General features: G+C 36.0%; 22 protein-coding genes and 1 tRNA gene. 15 read left to right on the forward strand and 8 right to left on the reverse strand.

Features of this window, described 5'->3' with window-relative positions; translation table 11 throughout:
* Nucleotides 1–100: 100 nt before the first annotated feature.
* The gene (locus tag Q4503_RS12770; protein ID WP_303602505.1) at nt 101–466 is read right to left on the reverse strand and encodes a hypothetical protein; all 366 of its coding nucleotides are present in this window, start codon (nt 464–466) and stop codon (nt 101–103) included.
* 318 nt (nt 467–784) lie between these two features.
* On the opposite strand from Q4503_RS12770, the gene Q4503_RS12775 reads away from it, so the two are divergent.
* Nucleotides 785–1,375: a hypothetical protein gene (locus Q4503_RS12775; protein WP_303602506.1), complete on the forward strand. Its 591-nt coding sequence runs from the start codon at nt 785–787 to the stop codon at nt 1,373–1,375.
* Nucleotides 1,376–1,420: 45 nt separating this feature from the next.
* Entirely contained in the window at nt 1,421–2,434 is a 1,014-nt protein-coding gene (locus Q4503_RS12780; protein ID WP_303602507.1) for a hypothetical protein, read from the forward strand.
* A gap of 59 nt (nt 2,435–2,493) precedes the next feature.
* Here Q4503_RS12780 and Q4503_RS12785 read toward each other — a convergent pair whose 3' ends face one another.
* Nucleotides 2,494–4,455, reverse strand: a complete 1,962-nt coding sequence (locus Q4503_RS12785; protein ID WP_303602508.1) for a DEAD/DEAH box helicase — start codon at nt 4,453–4,455, stop codon at nt 2,494–2,496.
* 272 nt (nt 4,456–4,727) lie between these two features.
* Here Q4503_RS12785 and Q4503_RS12790 point away from each other — a divergent pair, with 272 nt between their 5' ends.
* Both Q4503_RS12790 and Q4503_RS12795 read left to right on the forward strand, forming a co-directional pair.
* The gene (locus tag Q4503_RS12790) at nt 4,728–5,756 is read left to right on the forward strand and encodes a YecA family protein (RefSeq protein WP_303602509.1); all 1,029 of its coding nucleotides are present in this window, start codon (nt 4,728–4,730) and stop codon (nt 5,754–5,756) included.
* 380 nt (nt 5,757–6,136) lie between these two features.
* Entirely contained in the window at nt 6,137–7,951 is a 1,815-nt protein-coding gene (locus Q4503_RS12795; RefSeq protein ID WP_303602510.1) for a carboxypeptidase-like regulatory domain-containing protein, read from the forward strand.
* A gap of 417 nt (nt 7,952–8,368) precedes the next feature.
* Here Q4503_RS12795 and Q4503_RS12800 read toward each other — a convergent pair.
* The 4 genes from Q4503_RS12800 to fdxA all read right to left on the reverse strand — a co-directional run bounded on the left by Q4503_RS12800 (nt 8,369) and on the right by fdxA (nt 10,949).
* A tRNA-Val gene (locus Q4503_RS12800) sits at nt 8,369–8,445 on the reverse strand.
* 91 nt (nt 8,446–8,536) lie between these two features.
* Nucleotides 8,537–9,904: an MATE family efflux transporter gene (locus Q4503_RS12805; RefSeq protein WP_303602511.1), complete on the reverse strand. Its 1,368-nt coding sequence runs from the start codon at nt 9,902–9,904 to the stop codon at nt 8,537–8,539.
* A gap of 180 nt (nt 9,905–10,084) precedes the next feature.
* Nucleotides 10,085–10,498 carry a V-type ATPase subunit a family protein gene (locus Q4503_RS12810; RefSeq protein WP_215973842.1) on the reverse strand — a complete coding sequence of 138 codons (414 nt, stop codon included), beginning with the start codon at nt 10,496–10,498 and terminating at the stop codon, nt 10,085–10,087.
* A gap of 121 nt (nt 10,499–10,619) precedes the next feature.
* Nucleotides 10,620–10,949 carry a ferredoxin FdxA gene (gene fdxA / locus Q4503_RS12815; RefSeq protein ID WP_215973843.1) on the reverse strand — a complete coding sequence of 110 codons (330 nt, stop codon included), beginning with the start codon at nt 10,947–10,949 and terminating at the stop codon, nt 10,620–10,622.
* A gap of 145 nt (nt 10,950–11,094) precedes the next feature.
* Here fdxA and Q4503_RS12820 point away from each other — a divergent pair, with 145 nt between their 5' ends.
* From Q4503_RS12820 to Q4503_RS12855, 8 genes are all read left to right on the forward strand, one after another.
* On the forward strand, nt 11,095–12,777 hold the full coding sequence (locus tag Q4503_RS12820; protein WP_303602512.1) for an NAD(P)/FAD-dependent oxidoreductase: 1,683 nt from the start codon (nt 11,095–11,097) through the stop codon (nt 12,775–12,777).
* Nucleotides 12,778–12,962: 185 nt separating this feature from the next.
* Nucleotides 12,963–14,873 carry a threonine--tRNA ligase gene (thrS, locus tag Q4503_RS12825; RefSeq protein WP_215973845.1) on the forward strand — a complete coding sequence of 637 codons (1,911 nt, stop codon included), beginning with the start codon at nt 12,963–12,965 and terminating at the stop codon, nt 14,871–14,873.
* A 113-nt stretch (nt 14,874–14,986) separates the two neighbouring features.
* Nucleotides 14,987–15,544 carry a translation initiation factor IF-3 gene (gene infC, locus Q4503_RS12830; RefSeq protein ID WP_215973846.1) on the forward strand — a complete coding sequence of 186 codons (558 nt, stop codon included), beginning with the start codon at nt 14,987–14,989 and terminating at the stop codon, nt 15,542–15,544.
* Between the two features lie 206 nt (nt 15,545–15,750).
* Entirely contained in the window at nt 15,751–15,945 is a 195-nt protein-coding gene (gene rpmI, locus Q4503_RS12835; protein ID WP_159820909.1) for a 50S ribosomal protein L35, read from the forward strand.
* A gap of 16 nt (nt 15,946–15,961) precedes the next feature.
* Nucleotides 15,962–16,321 (forward strand): 50S ribosomal protein L20, encoded by a 360-nt coding sequence (gene rplT / locus Q4503_RS12840; protein WP_159820908.1) that lies wholly within the window; start codon nt 15,962–15,964, stop codon nt 16,319–16,321.
* Nucleotides 16,322–16,837: 516 nt separating this feature from the next.
* On the forward strand, nt 16,838–17,941 hold the full coding sequence (locus Q4503_RS12845; protein WP_215973847.1) for a phosphoribosylaminoimidazolesuccinocarboxamide synthase: 1,104 nt from the start codon (nt 16,838–16,840) through the stop codon (nt 17,939–17,941).
* Nucleotides 17,942–17,995: 54 nt separating this feature from the next.
* Nucleotides 17,996–18,406, forward strand: coding sequence for a DUF4826 family protein (locus Q4503_RS12850; protein ID WP_303602513.1), 411 nt, complete (start codon nt 17,996–17,998; stop codon nt 18,404–18,406).
* A 341-nt stretch (nt 18,407–18,747) separates the two neighbouring features.
* Nucleotides 18,748–20,052 (forward strand): PAS domain-containing methyl-accepting chemotaxis protein, encoded by a 1,305-nt coding sequence (locus Q4503_RS12855; RefSeq protein WP_303602514.1) that lies wholly within the window; start codon nt 18,748–18,750, stop codon nt 20,050–20,052.
* 101 nt (nt 20,053–20,153) lie between these two features.
* Here the strand turns inward: Q4503_RS12855 and tcdA are convergent, their stop codons facing one another.
* Nucleotides 20,154–20,963: a tRNA cyclic N6-threonylcarbamoyladenosine(37) synthase TcdA gene (tcdA, locus tag Q4503_RS12860; protein WP_215973849.1), complete on the reverse strand. Its 810-nt coding sequence runs from the start codon at nt 20,961–20,963 to the stop codon at nt 20,154–20,156.
* Nucleotides 20,964–21,397: 434 nt separating this feature from the next.
* Nucleotides 21,398–22,681 carry a citrate synthase gene (locus Q4503_RS12865; RefSeq protein ID WP_215973850.1) on the reverse strand — a complete coding sequence of 428 codons (1,284 nt, stop codon included), beginning with the start codon at nt 22,679–22,681 and terminating at the stop codon, nt 21,398–21,400.
* Between the two features lie 679 nt (nt 22,682–23,360).
* Between Q4503_RS12865 and sdhC the strand changes: the two genes are divergently transcribed.
* From sdhC to sdhA, 3 genes are read left to right on the forward strand one after another with little or no spacing between them, the layout of a single operon-like run.
* Nucleotides 23,361–23,735: a succinate dehydrogenase, cytochrome b556 subunit gene (gene sdhC, locus Q4503_RS12870; RefSeq protein WP_303602515.1), complete on the forward strand. Its 375-nt coding sequence runs from the start codon at nt 23,361–23,363 to the stop codon at nt 23,733–23,735.
* On the forward strand, nt 23,729–24,076 hold the full coding sequence (gene sdhD / locus Q4503_RS12875) for a succinate dehydrogenase, hydrophobic membrane anchor protein (RefSeq protein WP_303602516.1): 348 nt from the start codon (nt 23,729–23,731) through the stop codon (nt 24,074–24,076). The genes sdhC and sdhD overlap by 7 nt, the downstream gene beginning before the upstream one ends.
* Nucleotides 24,077–25,846, forward strand: a complete 1,770-nt coding sequence (gene sdhA / locus Q4503_RS12880) for a succinate dehydrogenase flavoprotein subunit (protein WP_215973853.1) — start codon at nt 24,077–24,079, stop codon at nt 25,844–25,846.
* The last annotated feature ends 9 nt before the right edge of the window (nt 25,847–25,855 follow it).

The raw sequence follows: 25,855 nt of genomic DNA on the forward strand, positions 1-25,855 counted from the left end.
AACGAAAGACTAACAAATACTACGATATTTAAGCCGTTTAAGAGCTTGTAACTAATAATTATTAGCCTGCTTAGTTACAATCATGATTTGTGTTTTATGCTCAATTAAATAATTGATTTTTACGAGCATAAAACCACGTTAATATAAATAATAACAAGGTAGTAATAACGGCTACTGGTTCGAATGCACTACCTAATATTTCTCGGTATTTTTTTGCCCAAAACAAAGCGAAAAAACAATGGCTAGTTAAAATAAATCCACACCAAAAAGTTATATATTGCGCCCATTTAGCCTGCTTAAAACCATACCAAGCCAAGTTGCCAATAAATATAGTGATAACCAATAATATAGTAGGAATAATAAAGTGTCGTCCAATAATAAAGGTTTGTAATACGGCAACAGATGCTAATAGTGTAAAAATGGCCATTAACCAATTAAGACCATGAGTAAGATTGAAGTTTTTCATTGTTTATCCACATGTTTAAATTTAATTGTTTTGTAAATGAAATACGCTGAAAAATATATTACATGTATTTTGTTAGTAAATCCGTAAGAAAAAATTAATAGTTAAGTTCAGATGTACTCTCAATATTTTTATTTATTCTGTTCTTACTCTTAGAACATTTGTACACCTATAAGATTTGATTAAATCACAGCTCTTTATTATGGTTGAATAACAATTAGTAAAATAAAGTGATTATTTTGAATAATTCTTGTTGAAGTTAGCCTTTCTATTAAGTAGTTTTACAAGTAATTATTAATAATAAAATTTTAGGGATGAAATATGAAAGACTTTTTCTTTGGAAATATTAACAAAGAACGAATCAAGAACATCTATAGCATTGAATTAAAACAATTAACTGATATGGCTGAAAAGACTGATGCTGATTACTTTACTAAACAACTAAATCGTCTTTTAGCAAGTGTTGGTGGGAATCTCATTGTAGATCATGGTAGTTCTATGCCTTCACTTTATAAACTACTAAACAGAACTCATTCGAGTGAAATAGGGATGGTTGAGATTGGCGCTAGAATTGACATAAATGACTCTGTTAAAGCCACTATCGAATGTTCATTATATTTAGAAAATGGTATTTTGAACTTAAGGCCTCATTGGTGCGCATATAAAGATATTCGCGCCGATGAAATAATATCTACTTTGTTAGTTCCTTTACATGAAAATAACCTTATCAGTAAAACTTTTACAATTTGGTCAGAAGGTGAAGCAGAGCGCTTTCCTGAAGATATAGAGTCGCAGGTGAGTTGTTTGTTTTCCTTATCAGGATACCCGTATTATTCGACATCTGATGATGAGCAGCGAATGATTAGGTATAAGCAGGAAATAAATTCAAAGATGGAAAAGTCAAAAATTTAATGAAATTTTTAGGTCGTGAATTTTTAATTGAGAGCAGGAAGCAATATGGATAAGTTGCCGAGTATATTTAATATCATGGATGAGATTTACCCTAAGCATCTAAGACAAATTAATGATACCCTTCGCCAGTTAGGCATACATCAAAACCCATATGATGATGTTATCCGAAATTATGTCTCGCCATATAATGAACTAGAACGTTCTCTTGGGTTGTGGCAAGATCAATTTGGAATTAGTAGCCAAGTTAAACAGCTGCAAGATTCTCTAAAAAATCTATATTCACTTGATTTTCCAACAATTGAAGAAAGTATTACTAATGTAGTGGAGCTAAGTAATTTAGACTCTTACTTAAAAGCTCCTCAGCCAACATCTGCGACAGTTCAACAAGCATTAGGTATCCAGCGTAACTTATCGTTAATTGGATATCTAAATGAATATGACTTATTCAATCAACTTTCTTTACCTAGAAGTCCTGTTGAATCACTGATGAAAGAGATCTCATCGATGCAGTCAGGATCTTTACAGAGCTTAATTTCTAGTTTTTCTGGTTTTGCAGATGAATATGAAGATTTTGATGATCTTGACGATGAACTAAACAATTTAGATGAAGATGAGTCAGAGGGGCTAGTTAATCAAGCTATAACAGTAGTTAACAATAGCAATGACTTTTCAACACTATCACCCAAAGTTAAAACTGTTTTATATAAAGTATTAATTTCTTTATTAAAAATCACATCGGGAGCGGTAATCGGATTGATCCTTCAAAACCAATGGGAAAGCTATGAAGATTCGTCAAAACCTAAAATATCTCAAATGCAGTCGATATTCCCGACAGAATGCTTGAACCGTTGTCGAAATATCAATAGAAATAACGCAAAATTATACTCTGACCATAGTAGAAAATCTGAAATAATATTTGAGCCTGAAAAGAACACAATGCTATATGTTCTAGATAAAGAAGGAAAAAGTTGGTTAAAGGTTCAAGTCAAAGAGGTTGAAACTGATACTGTTCATATAGGTTGGCTCATGAATAGCTATACAAACAGAATACGATTTTAGATCTTATCAAATAAATCGACTTAAATCACTTAAGTCATATTGTTTATCAATAGTTCAGGTTATTTAAGCGCATTGGCTTTTCGGTATTTACCTTGATAATCAAAAAGTCTGTCTTTAATACGCCAATAGTATTTTTGTTTTCTGGCAATGACAAAATCAGGACACGGCAGTACGTTCTCTAGCTTTAATGCTTGATCTAAAGTAGTCACTTCAAACGACTCAGTTGAACCCAGTTGAACATTTAATTTAGCGCTAAGGCGTTTAGCAAAAATAGCGTTGAACGCTTTAACCTGAATAGGCCTAGCAAAGTCAAAAGACTCATTAAGCTCAGTACCTTCTTCATCATGGTAAATGATTTTTAACTTATCAGCGCCTTTACCAGTATCTGTATCAGTTACTCTGGTTAAATTAAGACCTGCGCAGCGAATTATTTTTGAATCTTTAAGTTGCAGTGCCTTTTTTAACATATCATCGGGGTCGACCAATACCTCAAAGCATTGTAAACAGGTACGCGCAGCTATGTCATTTTCACCACCGCAGTGAGGGCATTCTTTAAAAACAAAGCGGTAGTCACATTGGCTCTCGCTGATTTTCTGCTCTGGTTGCTCTTGCTGCTCTTGTTCGATATGGGGAGCATAAACCAGACCTTGGCATCGTCTGCCGTAGTGCTCTACTAAATAGCCGTCATCATCACAAATGCCCCAAAATATATTGGGAAATTCACAACTAGGGCAAACAACTTGCACCGGCTGACTTTTGCTGTTTGGCTTTTTCTCACCGACTTCGGGTTGGTAAAGATCAAAATCATTGCCGGTATAGTCAATCACCAAGCAATCTTTCTTGTTTTCACTTAAGCGCAGGCCTCGACCAATTATTTGTTGATAAAGACTAACTGATTGTGTTGGACGTAATATCGCAATCATATCGACATGGGGCGCATCAAACCCCGTGGTTAATACCGACACATTAACCAGATATTTAATGTCTTTTCGCTTGAATGCTTTGATTAACGCATCGCGCTCAGCATTGTCGGTAGCGCCAGTAATTAATGCACTTAATGTGGCGGGTAAATAACTATAAACCTCTTTAGCATGTTCAACTGTCGCGGCAAAAATCATAATACCTTGGCGCTTTTCACCTAGTTCAATGACCTGTTCAATAATGCTTTGTGTTACCCTTGGGTTTTTATTTAATAGGTGATTTATATCCGTAGGACTATAGTCGCCAGAAGCGTTTGCTCGCAGGCTACTAAAATCATAATGTTCTATGGTGGCATCAACTAAATTGGGCTTGGTTAAATAGTTTTTTTTAATTAAATAGTGCAGAGGTAGTTCATAAATACAGTGCTCAAAAGGTCGCTTCTCTTGGGTTCGAACAAAACCACGATAATGCTTTTTATAAATCCAGCCCATGCCTAAACGATAAGGGGTTGCGGTTAACCCTAATAATTTCAATTCGGGGTTTACTTGCATCAACTTATCAATAATTTGTTGATACTGATTACTATTGCCCAGTTTACCTGCGCTTTCTTTTGATTCGTCACTTGGCGCGTTTTTAGCCTTATCTTTGAGCAGGGATTGAGACTTATCTATAAGCAAGCCTTTAGACGGGTCAACAGAGTGCTCACCAGTCAAGTCAGTACTGGCTAGGTTAACGCGATGACATTCATCAATAATAATTAAGGAGTAAGGGGTATTAAAGTCATCTAAATTGCGGGCTGCCGATTGTATGCTGGCGAACGTGACTTGGTGTTGAGTTTCTTTAAGTTTTAATCCCGCAGAGTAAATACCGGCAGTAACACCATAGCTTTCAAATTTTTGATGATTTTGCTCGACCAACTCTTTTACGTGCGTTAACACGAGTATTTTTCGTTTTGCTAAGCGAGCAAGTTCGGCGATTACTAGGCTTTTACCTGAGCCCGTAGGTAAAACAATCACTGCAGATTCGTTGGTTTTTTTAAAGTGTTTAAGTACCTTCGATACTGCTTCTTGTTGATAATCTCTAAGTTGGAAAGCTGCCACTCAGTACTATTGCCTTATGGTTTTAAACTTCGCTTTAAACGTCGTTTTGAAAGCCGGTATGATAGCAAATTTAGGTGGATATAGAACATGAATTCGAGAAATGATAATAAGCTTTTCTTTAATGAAGGTTGTTGGCATAAACAACTAAGTTTAGTTTGATAAAGCCAAAGGTTCATATACCCGTTACCACTGAAATTCTGCACTTTGAATGATAACGGGTATATAATATTGAGCATTTGCGCTCATCATTAATTATTTATCACGGAATCCACATGAATTTAGAACAAGCTTTATTGGCAATAGGTAATGCACAAGATAACGAATTACCTATTGCAGGTCTCGAAATAGTTAAAGATAACTGGTCAGAATTTTATCCTAAATTAGAACGCTTGATTGACCAATTTATCGCAGATGATACCTCGTTAACTGATGAGCAGCAGACCATTTTATTTTTTGGCACTTTACTATTAGCGGAATTAAAATATTCTCCAGCGTTAGAAAAATGTTTGCAGTTATTTGCTCGAAGCGACACGTTTTTAACGCCTATTGAAACGGTATTTGGAGATGCACTCACTGAATTAACGCCAACCTTATTTTATAATGTGGTTGATGGTAATACACAAGCATTGTGTAATTATATTGTAGATGGTAATCAAGCGATGTATTGCAAAGCATCGGCTATGGAAGCTGTATTTGCTCAGTACGAAGCGGGTATTATCGATGAATTTATATTAAGTGCACATGTAACACGATGGTTGGCTGCATTCTTGGCTTTGCCAAATGCCATCAATAGCTTTTTAATTAGTGCATTAGCCGATTATTGCATTGAATATCAACTTGATGAATTTAAAAAACAGTTTGTTGAGTTATGTGACAATAGTTCAGATGACATTGATTCTGTTGGCAAAAATTCAGCTGTTAAAGGCTTATTTGATGAAGACCGTTTTAAGCAATGCGAAGTAAAAGCATGGTGTAACACTGGTATGCCTAAGTTGATTGAAGCGGGCATCATTCAAACCCAATTTAATGTTGTTGATACCTTAAGTGCTTGGGCTGATGATTATTTAGAAGATGAAGAGTTAGAAGAGTTAGAAGATGAAGAACCTGATAGTCTTGTAAATGAAGACTTCGATGAATTTGCTTCGTTAATGGAAGAGGGCGGTTTATTGGCTAATCTCCTTTATGATGAAAATACCATTTTAGAGAACAGTGTGCCCGTTAATTCATTACCTGCGGTTGGCCGAAACGATCCTTGTCCGTGTGGCAGTGGCAAGAAATATAAGAAGTGTTGCTTAAGGTAAATTTAAAAAAATTTAAAAGGACAGTCGCTTAAATGTTTTTGGAGCGACTGTCCCCTGTTAATTCTTCTATCAGAAGATGATGTTATACAGATGGCAGCCGAAACAAATAAATGGTTAGCTGAATTACAACTAGAAGCAAATGCTCGAGATAGTTATAAGAGGTTTTAAATTATATTCATAATTAATGACATAGAGTAAGCTTATGTACTTTTGCTCAATTTAAATCTTTGAAATTGTTGACAGTATTGAAGTTAACTGCAATTATTTAAGTTCGACGGAGTGAACTATTTACTTGATTTGTAAATAAAAAGCTAAAAAAGGAAATCCTTCCTTTATTTTATATCTCTCCATATTTCATATTAATTAGAAGGAATCTAATTTTGAAGCCATATATTTTCCAATCAATATTCAAGAAGACTTTAATTTATTTTTTTTTCATTCTCTCATTAGTAGCGTGTGGTGGTGGGGGAGGAGGTGACAATTCAACTAATCCACCTCCCGTTGAGGTTACGCCTCCTATAGAAACAGTCAAAGATAATACGGGGTCAATTACAGGAGTCGTGATTAATGTATCTGGTGAACCTGTGGAAGGAGCAAGCGTCTATCTTGGTGGGTTTGAAGTAACCACAGATGAGACTGGATCATATTATTTCTCTGATGTACCTATTCCTGAAGGTCAAGGTAATTATGCCGTAACCATTATATCTGCAAATTATGGTTCGATTGTAGTCGAAGTATCACCTTCGAACCAAACTAATAACACAGAAAATAGTACTTCCTTTATCCCTGAATTTGAAGCTGAGGCACCTGAAGCTCAATTGAATGGTCACGGTTCTATTGCTGGTATCGTTCAAGATGAATACGGTATCCCAATGGTGGGAGTGGAAGTTACTCTTAAGAGAACAGCAACAAATGATACCGTGGATTATATGTTAGTTGTTATCACAGATGCAGCTGGTTATTACATTTTTTCAGATGTACCTTTTTCTGCAAGTCAGAACAGCTTTATTGTGCAAACCTCTACTAGTGAAACTGATATGGTTGCCATAGAAGTATTACCAATTCATCAAGTCCAAAATACTGGAGGACAGGATACGACTCCAATTGATAATACTAGCTTCATTGATGGTTTTGTTGCGCAGGCCCCAACCATTATTTTAGAACAAAACAACACGACACCTGTTGCTAATGCAGGTTCATATCAAATTGTTAAACTAGGGGATACTGTCTACTTAGATGGGACAGCTAGCTTTGATTCTGATGGTGATAACATTACCTACTCATGGAGTAATCGAGTAAGTGATCAGGGTTTTCCTTTACCTTCAGGTGGTGAGGGAAGTCTCCCTGAGGGCGAATCTCCCTTACTTAATGCTTTTGGTATTATCATAGGTTGGCCAATTCATAATGCTGAATTAGAAAATAATACATCAGCAACCCCTCACTTTGTCGCAACTGAGCTTGGTGAATATCAAATTTACTTAATTGTCACAGATGGTAAAAATAATAGTCAAATAAGTACTGTTGAGATAGACGTTGTTCAAGAAAACACTCCTCCAATAGCAAACGCGGGGTATGATAGTAGTATTTTAATAAATAATGAGGTCATTCTTGATGGTAGTTTAAGTACTGATGCTAATAATGACTTATTGACATATTTTTGGTCATTTAGCTCTATCCCTAATAGTAGCTCTGCTGTATTGCTTAATGAATTAACTGAAACACCTTCATTTACTCCTGATGTTAGTGGTGAGTACGTAATTTCGCTAACAGTTAATGATGGTGATGTTAGTAGTGTAGTTGATAGTGTTGTTGTATTCGCTGAAGCAGAAAGCATAAAATTGTTTGCAAATGGCTTTTTCTCAGAATGGTCTGAAGTAGCTATACCCTATTCTATGAGTGGAGTTGCGACAGGGAGTATTATTGGTGTACCTTATTATGAGGTTAGTAAATTCAAACTTACAGCGGCGGGAAAAGATTTTGTCATTAGAAACCTGAGTGCAACGGATGCTAACTTAGTTGTAGCCCCTTATTTTGAAGGGTTAAGAAATGGTCAAATTATCGCTGATGGAACAACAGTTGAGTTTTCATTACGAAGCCCTTTAACTCGTAATGTTCAGGCTAATCTTAATTTTTATTTTTCTATAGAAGGAACAAATAAAACATTTAGCTATTCGGTGCTCTTGCAAACCAATTAATTTCAATTTAGCCTAAAGCTCTGTGATATGAATTTAAATGTCACAGGGTTTTTTAATCGCTTTCTCTTTGCTACATAAACTGCTACATTTTGAGTCCGAACTCACTTTGTGTGATTCATTGAAGGCCAGACCTGAAGCGGTTTCAGCCATTTACTCTGGAACGCAAGCTGGCTATTAGGGTTGCCACCCATACCAATTTATACTTCCTTTTAATATCATATATTCCTCATATAAAAATGTACGTAGTGACAATTACGGACGTCCGTAGTAAATTGGGGTTTCTTAGAGGAGGCTTTCTTAAGTAAGGTGTAATATATTATGAAAAGTTAACTATTTAAAAACAAGAAATTAGTAGCTAACATCTTGATATAGCATTAGAAAGAAAAAAGGCTACCCATAGGTAGCCTTTTTAAAATTTGGTGCTCGCTACTGGACTCGAACCAGTGACACCTTGCATGTCATGCAAGTACTCTAACCAACTGAGCTAAGCGAGCAAAATGCTGATTGAATTAATCAACGGGCGCTATGTTAGCCGTCAACTTATGTCCTTGCAAGCGCTTTTGTTTAAATTCACTGAAATAAAGTTTAATTGATTGTTTTTAACGCAAGACGGCCTTGAACTACCTTTAAACGCCATGCAAGTAAGATGGCTGCAGTAGATAAACCGACGATAAAACCTATCCAAAAACCATAAGGTCCCATTTTGTCAGTAACCCAATCTGTAATGCCTAATACTATTCCTACAGGTAAGCCAATTAACCAATAAGAAACAAACGTGATATATAAAATAGATTTGGTATCTTTATAGCCACGTAATGCACCGGCAGAAACCACTTGTACTGTGTCTGAAAATTGATACAGGGTTGCTAAAAGCATAATGTTTGCTGCAAGCTCTATAACAGGAAGTTCATCAGTATAAATGCCAACAATAGGTACTCTAAATACTAAGGTGATTATTGCGGTAAAAACAGCAAGTAGTAAGCCTAGAATAATTGCGTGTGTGGTATACGCTTTAGCTTGTTGATGATTTTTATCACCTAATGCGTTACCAACTTTTATCGTAGTCGCCATAGCTAAACTTAATGGCACCATGAAAATTAAGCCACTAAAGTTAAGCGCTATTTGATGACTTGCAACGGTTTCAGCACCAAAAGGAACTAAAATAATAGCAACAACGGCAAATAAGCTAACTTCAAATAATAAGGATAAAGCGATAGGTGTGCCTAAGCTTAAAATATTTTTAATTTTAGACCAGCTTGGCCAAAACCATTTATCGAAAAGCGATGATTTTTTTAATGTTTTTGAATAAAAGGCATATAAGAACATACCAAGAAACATTGCCCAGTATACAATTGCTGTGGCAACACCACAGCCAGCACCACCTAAAGCAGGCGCACCAAATTCTCCGTAAATAAAGATATAATTAGCCGGAATGTTTACCAACAAGCCAATAATACTAATTACCATGGTTGGTTTGGTATAAGAAAGTCCTTCGGCGTAATTTCTTAATACTAAATAAAGGCAATAACCAGGCGCGCCCCAAACAATGTATCGTAAATAATCAAACAATAATGGTTTTAAGTTACCTTCTAATTCAATGGCTGGCGCGATCATGGGGGCCAGTAGATAATACAATCCAATAAGCGATAGGCCTAATGTGAGTGCAATCCAAGCGGTTTGATAAGTTTGCTCACTAATGGCTAAATAGTCTTTTGCTCCTGCAAGCTGGGAAACAATGACTGCAAGCGCCATAACTAAACCATAAATGGTTAATATTAATGGTAACCAAATACTATTTGCTACAGCGACTGCTGCCATATCGATAGCGCTAACTCGACCAGCCATTACAATATCAATGAATCCCATTAAATTTTGAATAAGCTGTGCGATGAGAATAGGGTAAGAAAGTTTAGCTAAACTTTTAACATTTGTGTAAAAGGGAGTTAGGTTCATTAAATTTTGACTGTAGGCTATAAAATAAAAGGACTAAAGGTAGGCCATCATATTGAAGAAGCTAAACACAGGCAACCATTACAGCTAACTATTCAAAAAATGTTTACTGTTAGCTATATTATTAGTGAACAATTACTTAAATAGACACAATAATAGTCAGTTATCATTAACAATTATTTTTTATGCGCCAAGTTTCTGGCTTACCAATTCTACTAACTGTGCCTGTAGTCCGGCTAATTCAGCATTTAATATTTTGGCTTTTTCTTGTGAGCTTTCATCATTGGTATTAAGTTGGGCTATTTCTTGTGTTAATTCTACTATTTGCTCTTCTAATTCTTCTATCATTTGGTCTAATGGATCTTCTTTTTCTTCACCTTCTTCTGTTTTTAATATTTTTTGAAGTGCGGCGGAGTTTACTTCCTCTAATTGTTTGTCTTTTGCTTCTTGGGAAATAGTGACTTCATCCGTTTTGCTAATTTGAGTAGAAGCAAGGGGGTTAGTATCTAATGCTTCATCATCTTTTATTGTAGAAAACTTGTTTATTTGATTCGATTGATGATTTGGTGTTTTTATATTAACAGTCATGTTATCCATAACGACGTCCTATTTTATAACATTGATGAGCTGATAAGGTCTTTGTAATTTTTATCAGTGAGATTGCCTCAGTTATTTTATATCGGCCTTTACGTGGATATCTTGAATATATAAATATTTATTAATCTTCAATTTTTAAAAATTTTAATTTATTCTCAACACCATCCCATTCCTTTGCATCTTCAGGAGCAGGTTTAACGTCGGTAATTCTAGGCCAAATTTGTGAAAGCTCAGCATTTAGTTTAATAAATTCTTGTTGATCTTCGGGGACTTCATCTTCTTGATAAATAGCACCTGCAGGGCATTCAACTGGGCATAAATCACAGTCAATACAATCGTCTGGGTTAATAACAAGAAAGTTTGGACCTTCAAAAAAAGCGTCTGCCGGACATACCGCAACACAATCTGTGTATTTACAACGAATACAATTATCGGTAACAACAAAAGCCATAATTTATTTACTCTTTAATCAATTTTGTGTGGATCATACCTTGCTTTATTTTAAATTCAATCTCTTGTTTTAATTGGTATGCGTCTTACTATCAGGTAAAATGCCGCCATATTTATATACAGCCCTTATTTTTGGATCTCAGACCATGTTGCGTTTAACCGATATTAAATTACCTTTAGATCATCCAGCTGATGCTATTGAGCAGGCAATACTTGACAAACTTGCCATAACTAACGCTGAATTAGTTAATTTTACCGTATTTAAACGTGGTTACGACGCTCGTAAAAAAAGTAATATTTTCTTAATTTATACCTTAGATGTTACTACAACTAAGGATGAGGCATTACTTGCTTTTTTTGCTAAAGATCCACATGTGAAATTAACACCTGACATGGCTTATAAGTTTGTCGCACAAGCACCAGAAAAACTAACGCAGCGTCCTGTGGTTATTGGCATGGGACCTTGTGGTTTATTTGTTGGTTTAGTTTTGGCACAAATGGGTTTTAAACCGATTATTCTAGAGCGTGGTAAAGAAGTAAGAGAGCGCACTAAAGACACCTTTGGTTTTTGGCGTAAAAAAATATTAAATACAGAGTCAAATGTACAGTTTGGTGAGGGTGGGGCAGGTACGTTTTCTGATGGAAAACTCTATAGCCAAGTAAAAGATCCTAAACATTATAGCCGTAAAGTTTTGCATGAGTTTGTTGATGCGGGCGCACCAGAAGAAATTTTATATGTAAGCAAGCCTCACATTGGTACGTTTAAACTAGTGACTATGGTTGAAAAAATGCGTGCTAAAATTTTTGAATTAGGCGGCGAAGTGCGCTTTGGTGAAAAAGTTGAACAAATTCATTTTGAAAATGATGATAGTGTTATTTTTGATGAAGAGGAATTAAGCGACTTTACGGCTAAACAAGTAACAGGGTTAACGTTAGCCAGTGGTGAGCATATTGTAACAAGCCACATTGCTTTAGCGATAGGCCATAGCGCCAGAGATACCTTTAAAATGCTGTTTGATGAAGGTATTTATATTAAAGCTAAGCCTTTTTCAGTTGGATTTCGTATCGAGCATGAACAATCTGTTATTGATGAAGCACGTTTTGGTAAAAATGCCGGTAATGAAATCTTAGGCGCAGCCGATTATAAACTTGTGCATCATGCGAGTAATGGTCGCAGTGTTTATAGTTTCTGTATGTGCCCAGGTGGTACGGTAGTAGCAGCAGCATCAGAAGAGGGCCGATTAGTTACTAATGGTATGAGCCAATATTCTCGCCATGAACGTAATGCAAACAGTGCTATTGTGGTCGGTATAGAGCCAAAAGATTATACCTCGGGTAAATTTGCTTCTAAAGATAACTCAGTATTAGCAGGTATTGAGTTTCAACGTCGATTAGAAGAGCAAGCCTTTAAGATGGGCGGTGAAAATTATGATGCACCTGTGCAGCTTGTTGGTGATTTTTTAGCTGGAAATAAAACCGGCGAGCACGGTAGTGTTATACCTTCTTATAAACCCGGTGTGGTTTATTGTGATTTAAGTGAAGCATTACCTGATTATGCTGTTACTGCCATTAGAGAAGCGTTGCCTGCTTTTGAACGTAAGATTAAAGGTTTTTCAATGAAAGATGCTACGTTAACTGCTGTTGAAACACGTACGTCATCACCTATTCAAATAACGCGTGATAGAACAACATTGCAAAGTTTAAATGCTAAAGGTTTATACCCAGCAGGTGAAGGTGCAGGTTATGCTGGGGGAATTTTATCAGCGGGCATTGATGGTATTAAAATAGCTGAAGCAATGGCGTTATCAATGCTTGAATCGTCACAATAGTTGCTAAAAAAATTGCAAATTAAGCTAAATTGCCCTATATTGCTGACCTCGAATTATTCTTTGCGCTTTTATAGTGAGTTCAATGCGTTAGAATAATCTTCAATATTTATCGATTTTTCATTTACTTTAAACATAATAAACATCAAGCGGCACTTAGTGTGTGTCGCCACTGACAAGGAAATTTAATGCCTGTAATTACTCTCCCAGATGGTTCACAACGTTCATTTGACAATGCAGTATCTGTAATGGATGTAGCACTTGATATTGGCCCAGGTTTAGCGAAAGCAACAATTGCTGGTCGTATCGATGGAAATCTTGTTGATGCCTGTGAATTAATCACCCAAGATGCCGCTTTACAACTTATTACCAGTAAAGATAGCGAAGGGCTTGAGATCATTCGTCATTCATGTGCGCATTTATTAGGACATGCTATTAAGCAATTATACCCTAATGTGAAAATGGCTATAGGCCCAACCATTGATAATGGTTTTTATTATGATGTTGATTTAGAAGAATCAATCACTGAAGATGATTTAGTGAAATTAGAAAAACGCATGACTGAATTAGCCCGCACTGGTTATGAAGTTGTGAAAAAAACCGGTTCTTGGCAAGATGCATACGATGCCTTTACTGAACGTGGTGAAACTTATAAATTAGAAATTCTTGATCAAAATATCGAGAAAACAGACACACCTGCGCTATATCATCATCAAGAATATATTGATATGTGTCGTGGTCCTCATGTACCAAGTATGCGTCATTGTCATCATTTTAAATTAATGAAAGTTGCGGGTGCTTACTGGCGCGGTAATTCAGACAACAAAATGTTGCAACGTATTTACGGCACTGCATGGGCTGATAAAAAACAACTTAAAGCGTATATCGTGCGTTTAGCTGAAGCTGAAAAGCGTGATCACCGTAAAATTGGTAAAACACTCGATTTATTCCACTGGCAAGAAGAAGCGCCAGGCATGGTGTTTTGGCATAACGACGGTTGGACAATTTATACCGAATTAGAAAAATTTGTGCGTGAAAAACTTCATGAGTATGATTACGACGAAGTTAAAGCGCCAATGATGATGGACAGAAGTCTTTGGGAAAAGTCAGGTCACTGGGATAAATATGCTGATGGCATGTTTACTACTGAATCTGAAAAGCGTGAATACGCAATAAAACCAATGAACTGCCCAGGTCATGTGCAAATATTTAACCAAGGTTTAAAATCATACCGTGATTTACCTTTACGTATTGCTGAGTTTGGCTGTTGTCACCGTAACGAACCGTCAGGATCTTTACACGGCTTAATGCGTGTTCGTGGTTTTACGCAAGATGATGCACATATTTTCTGTATGGAATCACAAGTTCAAGATGAAGTGAAAAAATGTATCGAAATGGTATATGACGTTTACGGATCATTTGGCTTTGAAGATATTGTTGTTAAATTGTCTACTCGTCCAGAAAATCGTATTGGTAGTGATGAAGTTTGGGATAAAGCGGAAGCTGGTTTAGCGCAAGCATTAACTGACAGTAATATTAAGTTTGAATATTTACCTGGTGAAGGTGCTTTTTACGGTCCTAAAATTGAATTTACCTTAATGGATTGTTTAGGTCGTGCTTGGCAATGTGGCACAGTGCAATTAGATTTTGCTTTACCAGAGCGTTTAGGCGCAACTTATGTTGGTGAAGATAACGAACGTTACATTCCGGTGATGATTCATCGTGCAATTTTAGGTTCACTTGAACGTTTTATTGGTATTTTAATTGAAGAGTTCACTGGGAAATTCCCAACGTGGTTATCGCCAATTCAAGTGACATTAATGAATATTACGGACAAACAGAGCGAATATTGTCAAAAAGTAGTGAAAAAACTAAAAGAAAATGGATTTAGAGCAAAGTTAGACTTGAGAAATGAGAAGATAGGCTTTAAGATCCGCGAGCACACTTTAAAGAGAGTTCCATATTTGTTAGTAGTTGGTGATCAAGAAATGGAATCTGGCGAAATTGCAGTACGAACTCGAAGTGGTGAAGATTTAGGTAAAATGTCTGTTGATAGCTTTATTTCGAAACTAAGTGAAGAAGTTAGTTCTCGTACTTAGCGTTAAAATTACTTATAATAGAGTATAAAACAAACATAAAAATATTTTTTAATCTGAGTAATCGCTAAATTTTAACAACGTCGATTACTTGGAACAAAGTTCTTTGGAGGAACATGGCTATTAAAGGTGGACAACGAGGCGGGCAAAAAGAGCCAGCACATCGTTTAAATGAGTTAATCACAGGTATTCCTGATAACGAAGTTCGTTTAATTAAGTTTGACGGCGAAGCAGGTGGCATAGTTACATTAGATGAAGCTATGAACCAAGCTGACGAAGCAGGTGTTGATCTTGTTGAAATAAGCCCAACGGCGAAGCCTCCGGTACTCCGTGTTATGGATTACGGCAAGTTTCTTTATGAAAAATCTAAAGAACAGAAAGAGCAACGTAAAAAGCAGAAACAAATACAGGTTAAGGAAATTAAATTCCGTCCTGGTACAGATGAAGGCGATTATCAGGTGAAATTACGTAACCTGAAACGCTTTTTAGAAGGCGGCGACAAGGTCAAGGTAACATTACGTTTCCGTGGCCGTGAAATGGCCCACCAAGAGCTTGGTTTAGAGCTACTAACTCGCGTTAAAAACGATTTAGCAGATTTAACGGTTCTAGAATTCTTTCCGCGTAGAGCAGAAGGACGTCAAATGGTGATGGTTCTAGCCCCTAAAAATAGATAATCTTTGGTTTGACAAGTAATTAAGTTTTCATTCTTTTAAATAATACTGAGAACTTAATTCACCAATTTTATCTTTACGCTGGTAGTACAGGCTTGCAAGTAAATTGTTTATTATCATTTTTGCTGATAACAATTTCGCCCTCGCTACTTAATATTTGGCATATACCTACCATTTATGGTTAAGGTATACATTTGAGAGTTATTCACATGCCTAAAATGAAAACCAATAAAGGTGCTGCAAAGCGCTTTAAAAAAACAGCTTCTGGCTACAAGTTCAAACAAGCTGGCCTTCGTCATATCTTGACTAAGCGTCGTACTAAAGTTAAGCGTCATCTTCGTGCTAAGCACATGATTGCTGCATCTGACATTAAGTCAGTTAAAAAACTTTTACGTCACGGTTAATTAGGAGATATAGAAAATGGCTAGAGTAAAACGTGGTGTACAAGCTCGTGCACGTCACAAAAAAGTTCTAAAGCAAGCTAAAGGTTATTACGGAGCACGTAGTCGTGTTTATCGTGTTGCTTATCAAGCAGTAACTAAAGCAGGTCAATACGCTTACCGCGATCGTCGTCAACGTAAACGTCAATTCCGTCAGCTTTGGATCGCTCGTATTAACGCAGCAGCTCGTCAAAATGGTTTATCTTACAGCAAATTCATCAATGGCTTGAAAATAGCTTCGATTGAAATTGACCGTAAGATCCTAGCTGACATCGCAGTATACGATAAAGCAGCATTCACATTCTTAGTTGAAAAAGCGAAAGCTTCTTTAGCTGCATAAGAATTGAATTAGCTTTACTAGATAAGGACGCCTATTGGCGTCCTTTTCTTTTTTAAGTAATTAATGAAACTGGTATTAATACCAATCTCACTAACTATGTGATCATTCCTACTTGCTAAAATCACCAACGACATCGTTATTTATTTAATAATTAGAACAACTAGTTATTGAAATAAATGCCTTGTATTTGGCAATTTTTTCTACGCATAAAATTGTTCACTTAATTAATGAAACTGGTATAAGCTGATTTCTACATTAAATATACTTAATAAGTAAGTATAATCCTCGTACATTTATTTTTGAAATTGAACTAACGTGTAAAAACTACTCTAAATTAATTCAATTAGATTAAATCGCAATTGTATAATTCAACGGCATAAAAGCTGTTATGTAACACTAAATGATATTAATAAACAAAGATTAAGGTAATAAATACTATTTTATTTGCTCCTAATAAATACTAAAGATATTATTCATTACAATTATTTTTAAGTCTTAATGTTAAGGTCTACCTCCATGAATTTAGCTGATAAAGTTTTAGCGATAAATAATGATTTACCTATTCGTACCGATGCCCCCGTTCATAGCGGTAAGGTTCGCTCTGTTTATTGGTTAACTGAAAGTGACAGTAAGCGCTTAATTGAAGAAAAGAACTATAATGTGCCTAGCGATACACCATTAGCTATTATGGTTATTAGTGATCGAATTTCTGCTTTTGATTGCATTTGGCAAGGTGAGGGTGGTATGAAAGGTGTACCTGGTAAAGGTGCAGCTCTTAATGCTATTTCAAACCATTGGTTTAAGCTGTTTAAAGAGCAAGGCCTTGCAGATAGCCATATTCTTGATATTCCTCATCCATTTGTGTGGATAGTACAAAAAGCTAAGCCTGTGATGATTGAAGCCATTTGCCGTCAATATATTACCGGATCTATGTGGCGAAGTTATGTAAAAGGTGAACGCGATTTTTGTGGTATTGAATTACCTGAAGGTTTAACGAAAGATAGTAAGTTACCTGAGTTATTACAAACACCTTCAACTAAGGGTATTCTAAAAGGAATACCAGGTGTGCCAGAAGCCGATGATGTTAATATCACTCGTAAGAATATTGAAGACAACTTTGCAGCATTTAATTTCAAATCTAAAGACGATATTAGCTTATATGAAAAACTGCTTACGGAAGGTTTTAATGTTATTTCTACGGCGTTAAACAAAATAGATCAAATTTTTGTTGATACAAAATTCGAGTTTGGCTATGTAAAAGACAAAGCAGGTAATGATAAGTTAATTTATATGGATGAAGTTGGTACACCTGATTCATCTCGTATTTGGGATGGTGAGCAGTATCAGGCTGGCAACGTTGTTGAAAATTCAAAAGAAGGTTTTCGCCAACTATTACTGCAACATTTTCCTGATGCCGATATATTATTAAATAAAGAGCGTATGCCTGAGCGTGAAGCGTTGGCACGTGATAATGAGTTGCCGTTATCAGTATTGATGGATGTTTCTAAAACCTATATTGATATAGCAGAAAAAATTACCGGTGAAAAAATTGTATTAAGTGATAACCCAAAAGCTGAGATCGTCAGTATATTACGTGAGCAATATCAGTTGATTGATTAGTTTATATTTATTCACTTTTATTAGCATTATTATTAAAAATATTAAGAGGTTATCATGGCACAAGAAGAAAAAATGACGGTTGAACAACAGCAGCAATGGATTAGAGAGCAATATCAAATAGCAACTAAGTATTTAGCGAGTCAAGGGCTGGTAACGAATAGTGTTTCAGCCGAAGAAAGTCGTTATTTTATGAATTTTATGTCGGTGTGGAAACTAAAGGCACTTGACGGTAATTATTATTGGGTTATTTGTGGTGATTTGCCAAGTGATTACAATGCTGTCAATGTTGCTGGTAGTGCTAGAGATGCAGCACGTCATTTTTCATTAAAATGGCAAATGCAAGCCGAAGGGTTATTGCAAACTGGCGAAAAAGAACAAGAAAAATTTGCTCAAGTATTAATTAGTAAAGCGGAAGTTTTATATGATCTTGTTGCACAAGATAATCTTTGGGAAATTAAGCCGTAGTAACAACCAATTAGCAAGTACAAGTAATAATAGCTAACCCATAACAGCTAAGTCATAACATATTAATGACGTTGTTTACTCTATGTTAAATCATAAGAAAATAACGTCGTTAATACACCTCTCTTTTATTCCTCTGTTTATATTTCGGTATAACAAACCACTATTTTTCCTAAATTACCTCAAGTGTAAAGGCTTTAAATTTATAAATTGTGTGGTAAAGCATAAACCTATCTTCTACACTTATTCTTTTAATGGATAATATGTTTAATGTGGCTTTACATTAAATACGACTCAGGGTGTAGAGTATGTAATTAAAAATAATCATTATTAGGGTAGAATATATGTTATTTGGTAAAAGTAAGCTATTAGCACGAATAGAAGAGTTAGAACACGAGTTAAATTGCTTTCATGATATTCAAGATGATCTTCAATGTGAAATGGCGTTTTTTTCCTTAGACTTTCAAGGAAACATTACCGAAGTTAACGACATTTTCTTAAAGTCATGTGGTTATGCAGAACATGAGATCCTTAATAAGCCTATTAAAATGTTTCTGTCTACAAAGATACAAAACAGTGATATTTGTAAAAAAATGTTGGACTCTATTAAAAAAGGTGTTCATTGGCATGGTGCAATGCATTTAATCTCGAAATCAAATACAAGCATTTGGTATCGAACAATTATCCAGCCTAAAACTTGTTCAAAAAAACTAGCTGTATATTCTGCTGAACTTACTCAAACCATAACTGAATACCGAGCACAAAAAGATATGCTCGCGGCATTAACACGCTCTTCGGCTGTAATAGAGTTCAATTTAGATGGCATTATTTTATATGCAAATGACAACTTTCTTAAAGGGACTAAATATAAACAGAATCAAATTTTAGGTAAGCATCATAGTATTTTTTGTGAGCCAGAGCATAGTAAGTCTCAAGAATATAAAGCGTTTTGGGAGCGCCTCAAAAGAGGGGAGTTTGTTTCAGATAGATTTAAACGCTTAGATAGTAATGGGGATGTTGTTTGGCTTGAAGCATCTTATAATCCTATTCATGACGATAGTGGTGATTTATATAAAGTGGTTAAGTTTGCAACGGTAATTACCGAGCAAATAAATAGGGAAATAGCGATAGCTAAAACGTCTGAGATTGCTTATGAAGTGTCGCGTAAAACAGATAATGATACGTTAAATGCCATTAATGTTATTGATTCTACCATTGAGACTATGGGGCAACTATCAAAGCAAATGAGTGAAGCAAGTAAAGGGATATTTGAATTAGACGAGCAATCACAGAAAGTATCACAGCTTGTCGATAATATTCGAGGTATTGCCGATCAAACTAACCTATTAGCACTTAATGCTGCTATTGAAGCTGCTAGAGCAGGTGAGCAAGGGCGAGGCTTTGCTGTTGTTGCAGATGAAGTAAGGCTATTGGCTTCACGGACCAGCACGGCAACAGAAGAAATTATTAGTGTAGTTGCTAAGAATAAACAACTTACTGAAAATGCAGTGTCTATCATTGAAACAAGTATGAATGAGGCAGAAAAAGCACTTCAGCTGTCAAATAATGCAGGAAGTGTTATAAATGAGATCCAAGTGGGGGCTAGAGAAGTCGTCGATGCAGTTGCGTCGTTTAACAAAAGCTTGTAATGCGTTGTATTAACAGTTAGCGATAATGGGTTATTGCTAACTGTTAAGGATAAGATAAGACGCTATATACATGAATTACTGAACTTTAATTTTCTGAGATTTTAAGCCGATTTTTGTAATAGCTTTTCTATTGCTTTACTCACGGCAAAAAAGGCAAAAGTCGCGGTAACATGTGTGGTTGCACCAAAGCCGCCACTGCAATCTAGTCGCATAGAACTATTATTTCCCTCACTAACATCCGGTTTTGCTAAGCAAACGTCTCCAATTTCTGTTGGATAGCGTAATTGCTCTGTGGAGAATACGGCATCAATAGAAAACTTTCTTTTACTGGCCTTTTTAATATCTGAACGAGGAAAGTTAAACTCTCGGCGTAATTGGTTTTTCACTTTGGCCAGTAAAGGATCTTGATACGTTTTACTTAAGTCTGTAATTGCTATTTTGCTAGGATCAACTTGTCCACCTGCACCACCAATAGTAATTATTGGTAATTTATTACGTTTACAAAAAGCAATTAGCCGGGTTTTTATATCGACCGAATCAATAGCATCGATGACATAATCATAACCTTTGCTTAGTAATTCAGATAAGTTCTCAGTAGTAATAAAGTCTTCAATAACATTAATTTGGCAATCTGGATTAATTTGTTTAATACGTTCAGCCATGACTTCAACCTTACTTTCACCAATGGTGTCGCTTAAGGCGTGTATCTGACGGTTGATATTAGTAATACATATATCATCAAGGTCAATTAACGTTATATTACCAACACCATTTCTTGCTAGTGCTTCGGCTACCCAAGATCCAACGCCACCGATGCCGATAACGCAAAAGTGTGATGCTTTGATAACTTGTGCGCCTTGTAAACCATAAAGGCGGGCAATACCACCAAACCTTAGAGAGTAATCAGACATTTTGTTCTTAAAAAGTGATACGAAATTGGCATTATTATAACGTCTTAAGCTTTATCGTTAAAACTAATTTGGTTAGTAAAGCGTAATGAAAGAAATTTTTGAGCGGTATTTTGTTAATGATTTATAGTGAAGTGATAAATTTAAGGCAAAAATATAAGAGAAATTTATATTGAAATAATACTTTTTAGACTAAAAACTCTACTTTTTTCATAAGTTGTATGAATAATTAGTATTGTTACTGTGAATGACTAGAGTAGAGTATTTACTCCTTTTTTGTTTTAATTTTGTTTAAAAAATAGACTTTTTTGACTGGGTTGTTATCGTAATAAAAAGGTGTTTTTTAATTATTAACAATAAAAAAAGGTAGCAAATGCTACCTTTTTTCGTATTTTACATCTTCTATTTTGGCTATATATTAGCCATCAATAATACTTTTATTTAGATAAAGGTGTAAATTTACGATCAATTTCACCGGTGTATTTTTGACGAGGACGACCAATTTTTTGACCTGGTTGAGATAACATCTCATCCCAGTGAGCAATCCAACCAACAGTTCTAGACATAGCAAATATAACAGTAAACATGCTTGTAGGGATGCCGATTGCTTTAAGAATAATACCTGAGTAGAAATCTACGTTAGGGTAAAGTTTTCTTTGAACAAAGTATTCGTCTTCTAATGCCACTTTTTCAAGTGCCATAGCAACGTCTAACAATGGATCATTGATGCCTAATTCAGCTAGTACTTCATGACACGTTTCACGCATTACTGTAGCGCGTGGGTCGAAGTTTTTGTAAACACGATGTCCAAAGCCCATTAAACGGAATGAATCGTCTTTATCTTTAGCTTTTAATACATATTCATCAACGCGAGAAATATCACCAATTTCTTCAAGCATAGTTAAACATGCTTCGTTAGCGCCACCATGTGCAGGGCCCCATAAAGAAGCAATACCCGCTGCAATACATGCATAAGGGTTAGCACCAGAAGAGCCAGCTAAACGTACTGTAGACGTTGAAGCGTTTTGCTCATGGTCTGCATGTAAAGTAAAGATTCTGTCCATTGCTTTAGCAATGATAGGGTTTACTTTATATTCTTCAGCAGGCACAGAAAACATCATGTGTAAGAAGTTTTCAGCATAAGTTAAATCGTTACGTGGATAAACAAAAGGTTGTCCTACGCTATACTTATAAGCCATTGCCGCAATGGTAGGCATTTTAGCAATTAAACGGTGAGCACTACGATGACGTTGTTCTGCATCGTTAATGTCTAAATCACTGTGATAGAAAGAAGATAGAGCACCAACTACACCACAAAGCATAGCCATTGGGTGAGCGTCAGGTAAGAAACCATGGAAGAAATGAGCTATTTTTTCATGAACCATTGTATGGTTAGTAATGATTACTTTAAACTCTTCATATTGTTCTTTGTTTGGCGCTTCGCCATTAAGAAGGATATAGCAAACTTCTAGATAATCAGCTTCTTTAGCAAGGTTATCAATAGGATATCCGCGATGCTGCAAAATACCTTTGCCACCATCAATAAATGTGATTGATGACTCACAAGATGCCGTAGCTAAAAAGCCAGGGTCATAAGTGAAATAACCGTGACTACCTAAGGTTCTAATATCTATTACATCGGTACCTGCAGTGCCTTTAAGAACAGGCAGTTCAGCAACTTCTTTGCCGTCAATACTTAGCAAGGCTTTAGATTCAGCCATATGTTTATCCCCTATAATTTTTAAAATTTACAATTTTGAGTTCCGATCATCTTCTTAATTATTTTAAATAAGATTTATTCTTATTTAAAATAATTAAGAAATAACAATCAGTATTTATACTTAACTTGGGTAAATTGAACAGCCGACATTCTACCTCAATTTGTAATTAAAATGTAATAGCCATTCGACTAAAGTTTGTAGCTGTTGATGGAATTGTATAATAATTAACCGTGAATAAGGTTGATTTAAAAAATTACAAATTTTTATTGTTATAGGAAAATTGAATTTATGTATTATCAACTATATAATCAATCCGTTCTGTAAGTGTTTTTTATATTTCGTGGCTTTAATAAGAATGTAAACAATAAATGTCTTGTTAAGTTTGAGGTTATTTTAATAATAAAAATAATTTCTTCTTTTACTAAAGTATTAATTGAATTACTTAGCCAAAGTAGACTAAGTTCGCTATTATTATGCGGTTCGGTTAACTCTATAAGTAATAATAGATTATTTTTATTAATAAAAAGCAGTTACCGTTCATTTCGGGAATTACTTCTTTAGTAATCTCTATTAGTATTCTATTTGTATATGCAAATGTAAGAATACTAATATTCTAAAAGGTAGTTCATGAGTAACAATAATAAAAGTTGAAGGCTTTCGAGCTCTTTAGGCAACAATTGTGAAAAAACAACGTCCTGTAAACCTAGATCTAACTACAATCAAGATGCATCCGTCAGCTAATGCTTCAATTCTTCACCGAATTTCCGGTGTGATTATGGTATTTGCTATCGGTATCTTATTGCTAACGCTTTCTACCTCTCTTTCTTCTGCTGAAGGATTTGCCAGTATTCAAGAATGTCTTGATGGCTTTTTCTTTAAATTTATTATTTTCGGCTGCCTTTCTGCGCTGACTTACCATTTATTAGCGGGTGTTCGTCACTTGTTAATGGATTTAGGTCACTTTGAAGAGTTAGCCTCGGGTAATGCAAGTGCCAAATTGATTATGATTATTTGGTTAGCTGTATCGGCAGCAATAGGAGTTTGGTTATGGTAAGTGTCGTCGCATCAGTAGGCCGTAATGGCGTACATGATTTTATTCTTCTAAGAGCTAGTGCAATTATTCTTGTGCTATACACCTTACTTATTGCCGGTTTTTTTGTAGTAACACCAACAGTTACTTATGATTTATGGCAAGGGTTTTTTGCTTGTATTAGTGTAAAAATTGCTACAATGTTAGCGCTATTCGCGTTACTTGTGCATGCTAAAATTGGTGTTTGGCAAGTATTGTCAGATTACATCAAGCCAGCATTTTTGCGTGGTGCACTGCAATTTTTCTTTTCAGTTTTGTTATTAGCCTACGTAGTGTTTGGCTTTTCAATTGTGTGGGGTGTGTAAGTGAGCGTTCCAATTCGTGAATTTGACGCCATTGTTATTGGCGCAGGCGGCGCAGGTATGCGCGCTGCATTAGCAATTTCAGAGTCAGGCAAATCTTGTGCCTTGATTTCTAAAGTATTTCCAACTCGTTCTCATACAGTATCTGCTCAAGGTGGTATTACCGTTGCTTTAGGTAATGCTCATGAAGATCACTGGGAACAACATATGTACGATACAGTTAAGGGCTCTGATTACATCGGTGACCAAGACGCAATCGAATATATGTGTAAAACTGGCCCTGAGTCAGTTATCGAATTAGAGAAAATGGGCTTACCTTTTTCTCGTACGGAAGAAGGTAAAGTTTACCAACGTCCTTTTGGTGGCCAATCTAAAAACTTTGGTGGTGAGCAAGCCGCTCGTACAGCAGCAGCAGCTGACCGTACAGGCCATGCGTTATTACATTGTTTGTACCAACAAAATGTTAAAAACAAAACTAATGTTTACTCAGAGTGGTATGCATTAGATTTAGTTAAAAACAGTGATGGTGCAGTTGTTGGTACTACCGCAATTTGTATTGAAACTGGTGAAGTAGTTTACTTCAAAGCACGCGCAACTGTATTAGCTACAGGTGGCGCAGGTCGTATTTTTGCTTCAACGACTAATGCTCACATCAATACTGGTGACGGTGTTGGTATGTCACTTCGTGCTGGCATTCAAATGCAAGATATGGAAATGTGGCAGTTCCACCCAACGGGTATCGCTGGCGCAGGTGTATTAGTTACTGAAGGTTGTCGTGGTGAAGGTGGTTATCTACTTAACAAAGACGGCGAGCGCTTTATGGAACGTTATGCTCCAAATGCTAAAGATTTAGCTGGTCGTGATGTTGTTGCTCGTTCAATGATGACCGAGATCCGTGAAGGTCGTGGTTGTGATCACCCTCAATATGGTCCTCATATCAAGCTTAAACTTGATCATCTTGGTCGTGAAACGTTATACAAACGTTTACCAGGTGTTTGTGACTTATCTAAGACTTTTGCTCATATTGATCCAGCTGAAGAGCCAATTCCAGTTATCCCTACATGTCACTATCAAATGGGTGGTGTACCGTGTAATGTTAATGGTCAGGCACTTAATATTGGTCCTGATGGCAAAGAAACCATTGTTGAAGGTTTATTTGCTGTAGGTGAAATCGCTTGTGTATCTGTACATGGCGCTAACCGTTTAGGCGGTAACTCACTACTTGATTTAGTTGTATTTGGTCGTGCTGCAGGTAACTTCTTAGGCACTTACTTAAACGATAGTCAAATTGGTAAAGAAGCCTCTGAATCTGATTTAGAAGCATCATTAGCACGTTCGAAACGTTGGGAATCTTCAACAACAGGTGAAGATCCGGTACAGATTCGTAAAGATTTACAACAGTGTATGCAAATGAACTTCTCAGTATTCCGTGAAGGTCAAGCAATGGCTGAAGGTATGAAAGAATTAACTGAAATTCGTGAACGTCTTCAAAATGCTAAGTTAGACGATAAGTCATCAGAATTTAACACTCAACGTATTGAATGTTTAGAATTAGATAACTTAATGGAAACTGCGTATTGTTCAGCTAAAGCAGCTAACTTCCGTACTGAATCTCGTGGCGCACATGCAAGACAAGATTTTACAGAACGTGATGATGAAAATTGGTTATGCCATTCTATTTTCACGCCTGAAACTGGTGCTATGTCTAAGCGTGATGTTAATATGAAACCTGTTCACCGCGAAGCTTTCCCACCGAAAGCACGTGTTTACTAAGGAGTAATT

The organism is Colwellia sp. 6_MG-2023 (assembly GCF_030547765.1).
In the GTDB taxonomy this organism is placed as follows: Bacteria; Pseudomonadota; Gammaproteobacteria; order Enterobacterales; family Alteromonadaceae; genus Colwellia.

Bases quoted from the DNA above. Each gene is read 5' to 3' on its own strand.
- Q4503_RS12850 (WP_303602513.1), top strand. From the start codon at position 17,996: ATGGCACAAGAAGAAAAAATGACGGTTGAACAACAGCAGCAATGGATT.
- Q4503_RS12805 (WP_303602511.1), bottom strand. From the start codon at position 9,904: ATGAACCTAACTCCCTTTTACACAAATGTTAAAAGTTTAGCTAAACTT.
- tcdA (WP_215973849.1), bottom strand. From the start codon at position 20,963: ATGTCTGATTACTCTCTAAGGTTTGGTGGTATTGCCCGCCTTTATGGT.
- Q4503_RS12810 (WP_215973842.1), bottom strand. From the start codon at position 10,498: ATGGATAACATGACTGTTAATATAAAAACACCAAATCATCAATCGAAT.
- Q4503_RS12845 (WP_215973847.1), top strand. From the start codon at position 16,838: ATGAATTTAGCTGATAAAGTTTTAGCGATAAATAATGATTTACCTATT.
- Q4503_RS12865 (WP_215973850.1), bottom strand. From the start codon at position 22,681: ATGGCTGAATCTAAAGCCTTGCTAAGTATTGACGGCAAAGAAGTTGCT.
- Q4503_RS12790 (WP_303602509.1), top strand. From the start codon at position 4,728: ATGAATTTAGAACAAGCTTTATTGGCAATAGGTAATGCACAAGATAAC.
- infC (WP_215973846.1), top strand. From the start codon at position 14,987: ATGGCTATTAAAGGTGGACAACGAGGCGGGCAAAAAGAGCCAGCACAT.
- sdhD (WP_303602516.1), top strand. From the start codon at position 23,729: ATGGTAAGTGTCGTCGCATCAGTAGGCCGTAATGGCGTACATGATTTT.
- Q4503_RS12780 (WP_303602507.1), top strand. From the start codon at position 1,421: ATGGATAAGTTGCCGAGTATATTTAATATCATGGATGAGATTTACCCT.
- fdxA (WP_215973843.1), bottom strand. From the start codon at position 10,949: ATGGCTTTTGTTGTTACCGATAATTGTATTCGTTGTAAATACACAGAT.
- Q4503_RS12855 (WP_303602514.1), top strand. From the start codon at position 18,748: ATGTTATTTGGTAAAAGTAAGCTATTAGCACGAATAGAAGAGTTAGAA.
- Q4503_RS12770 (WP_303602505.1), bottom strand. From the start codon at position 466: ATGAAAAACTTCAATCTTACTCATGGTCTTAATTGGTTAATGGCCATT.
- rpmI (WP_159820909.1), top strand. From the start codon at position 15,751: ATGCCTAAAATGAAAACCAATAAAGGTGCTGCAAAGCGCTTTAAAAAA.
- thrS (WP_215973845.1), top strand. From the start codon at position 12,963: ATGCCTGTAATTACTCTCCCAGATGGTTCACAACGTTCATTTGACAAT.
- Q4503_RS12775 (WP_303602506.1), top strand. From the start codon at position 785: ATGAAAGACTTTTTCTTTGGAAATATTAACAAAGAACGAATCAAGAAC.
- Q4503_RS12820 (WP_303602512.1), top strand. From the start codon at position 11,095: ATGTTGCGTTTAACCGATATTAAATTACCTTTAGATCATCCAGCTGAT.
- rplT (WP_159820908.1), top strand. From the start codon at position 15,962: ATGGCTAGAGTAAAACGTGGTGTACAAGCTCGTGCACGTCACAAAAAA.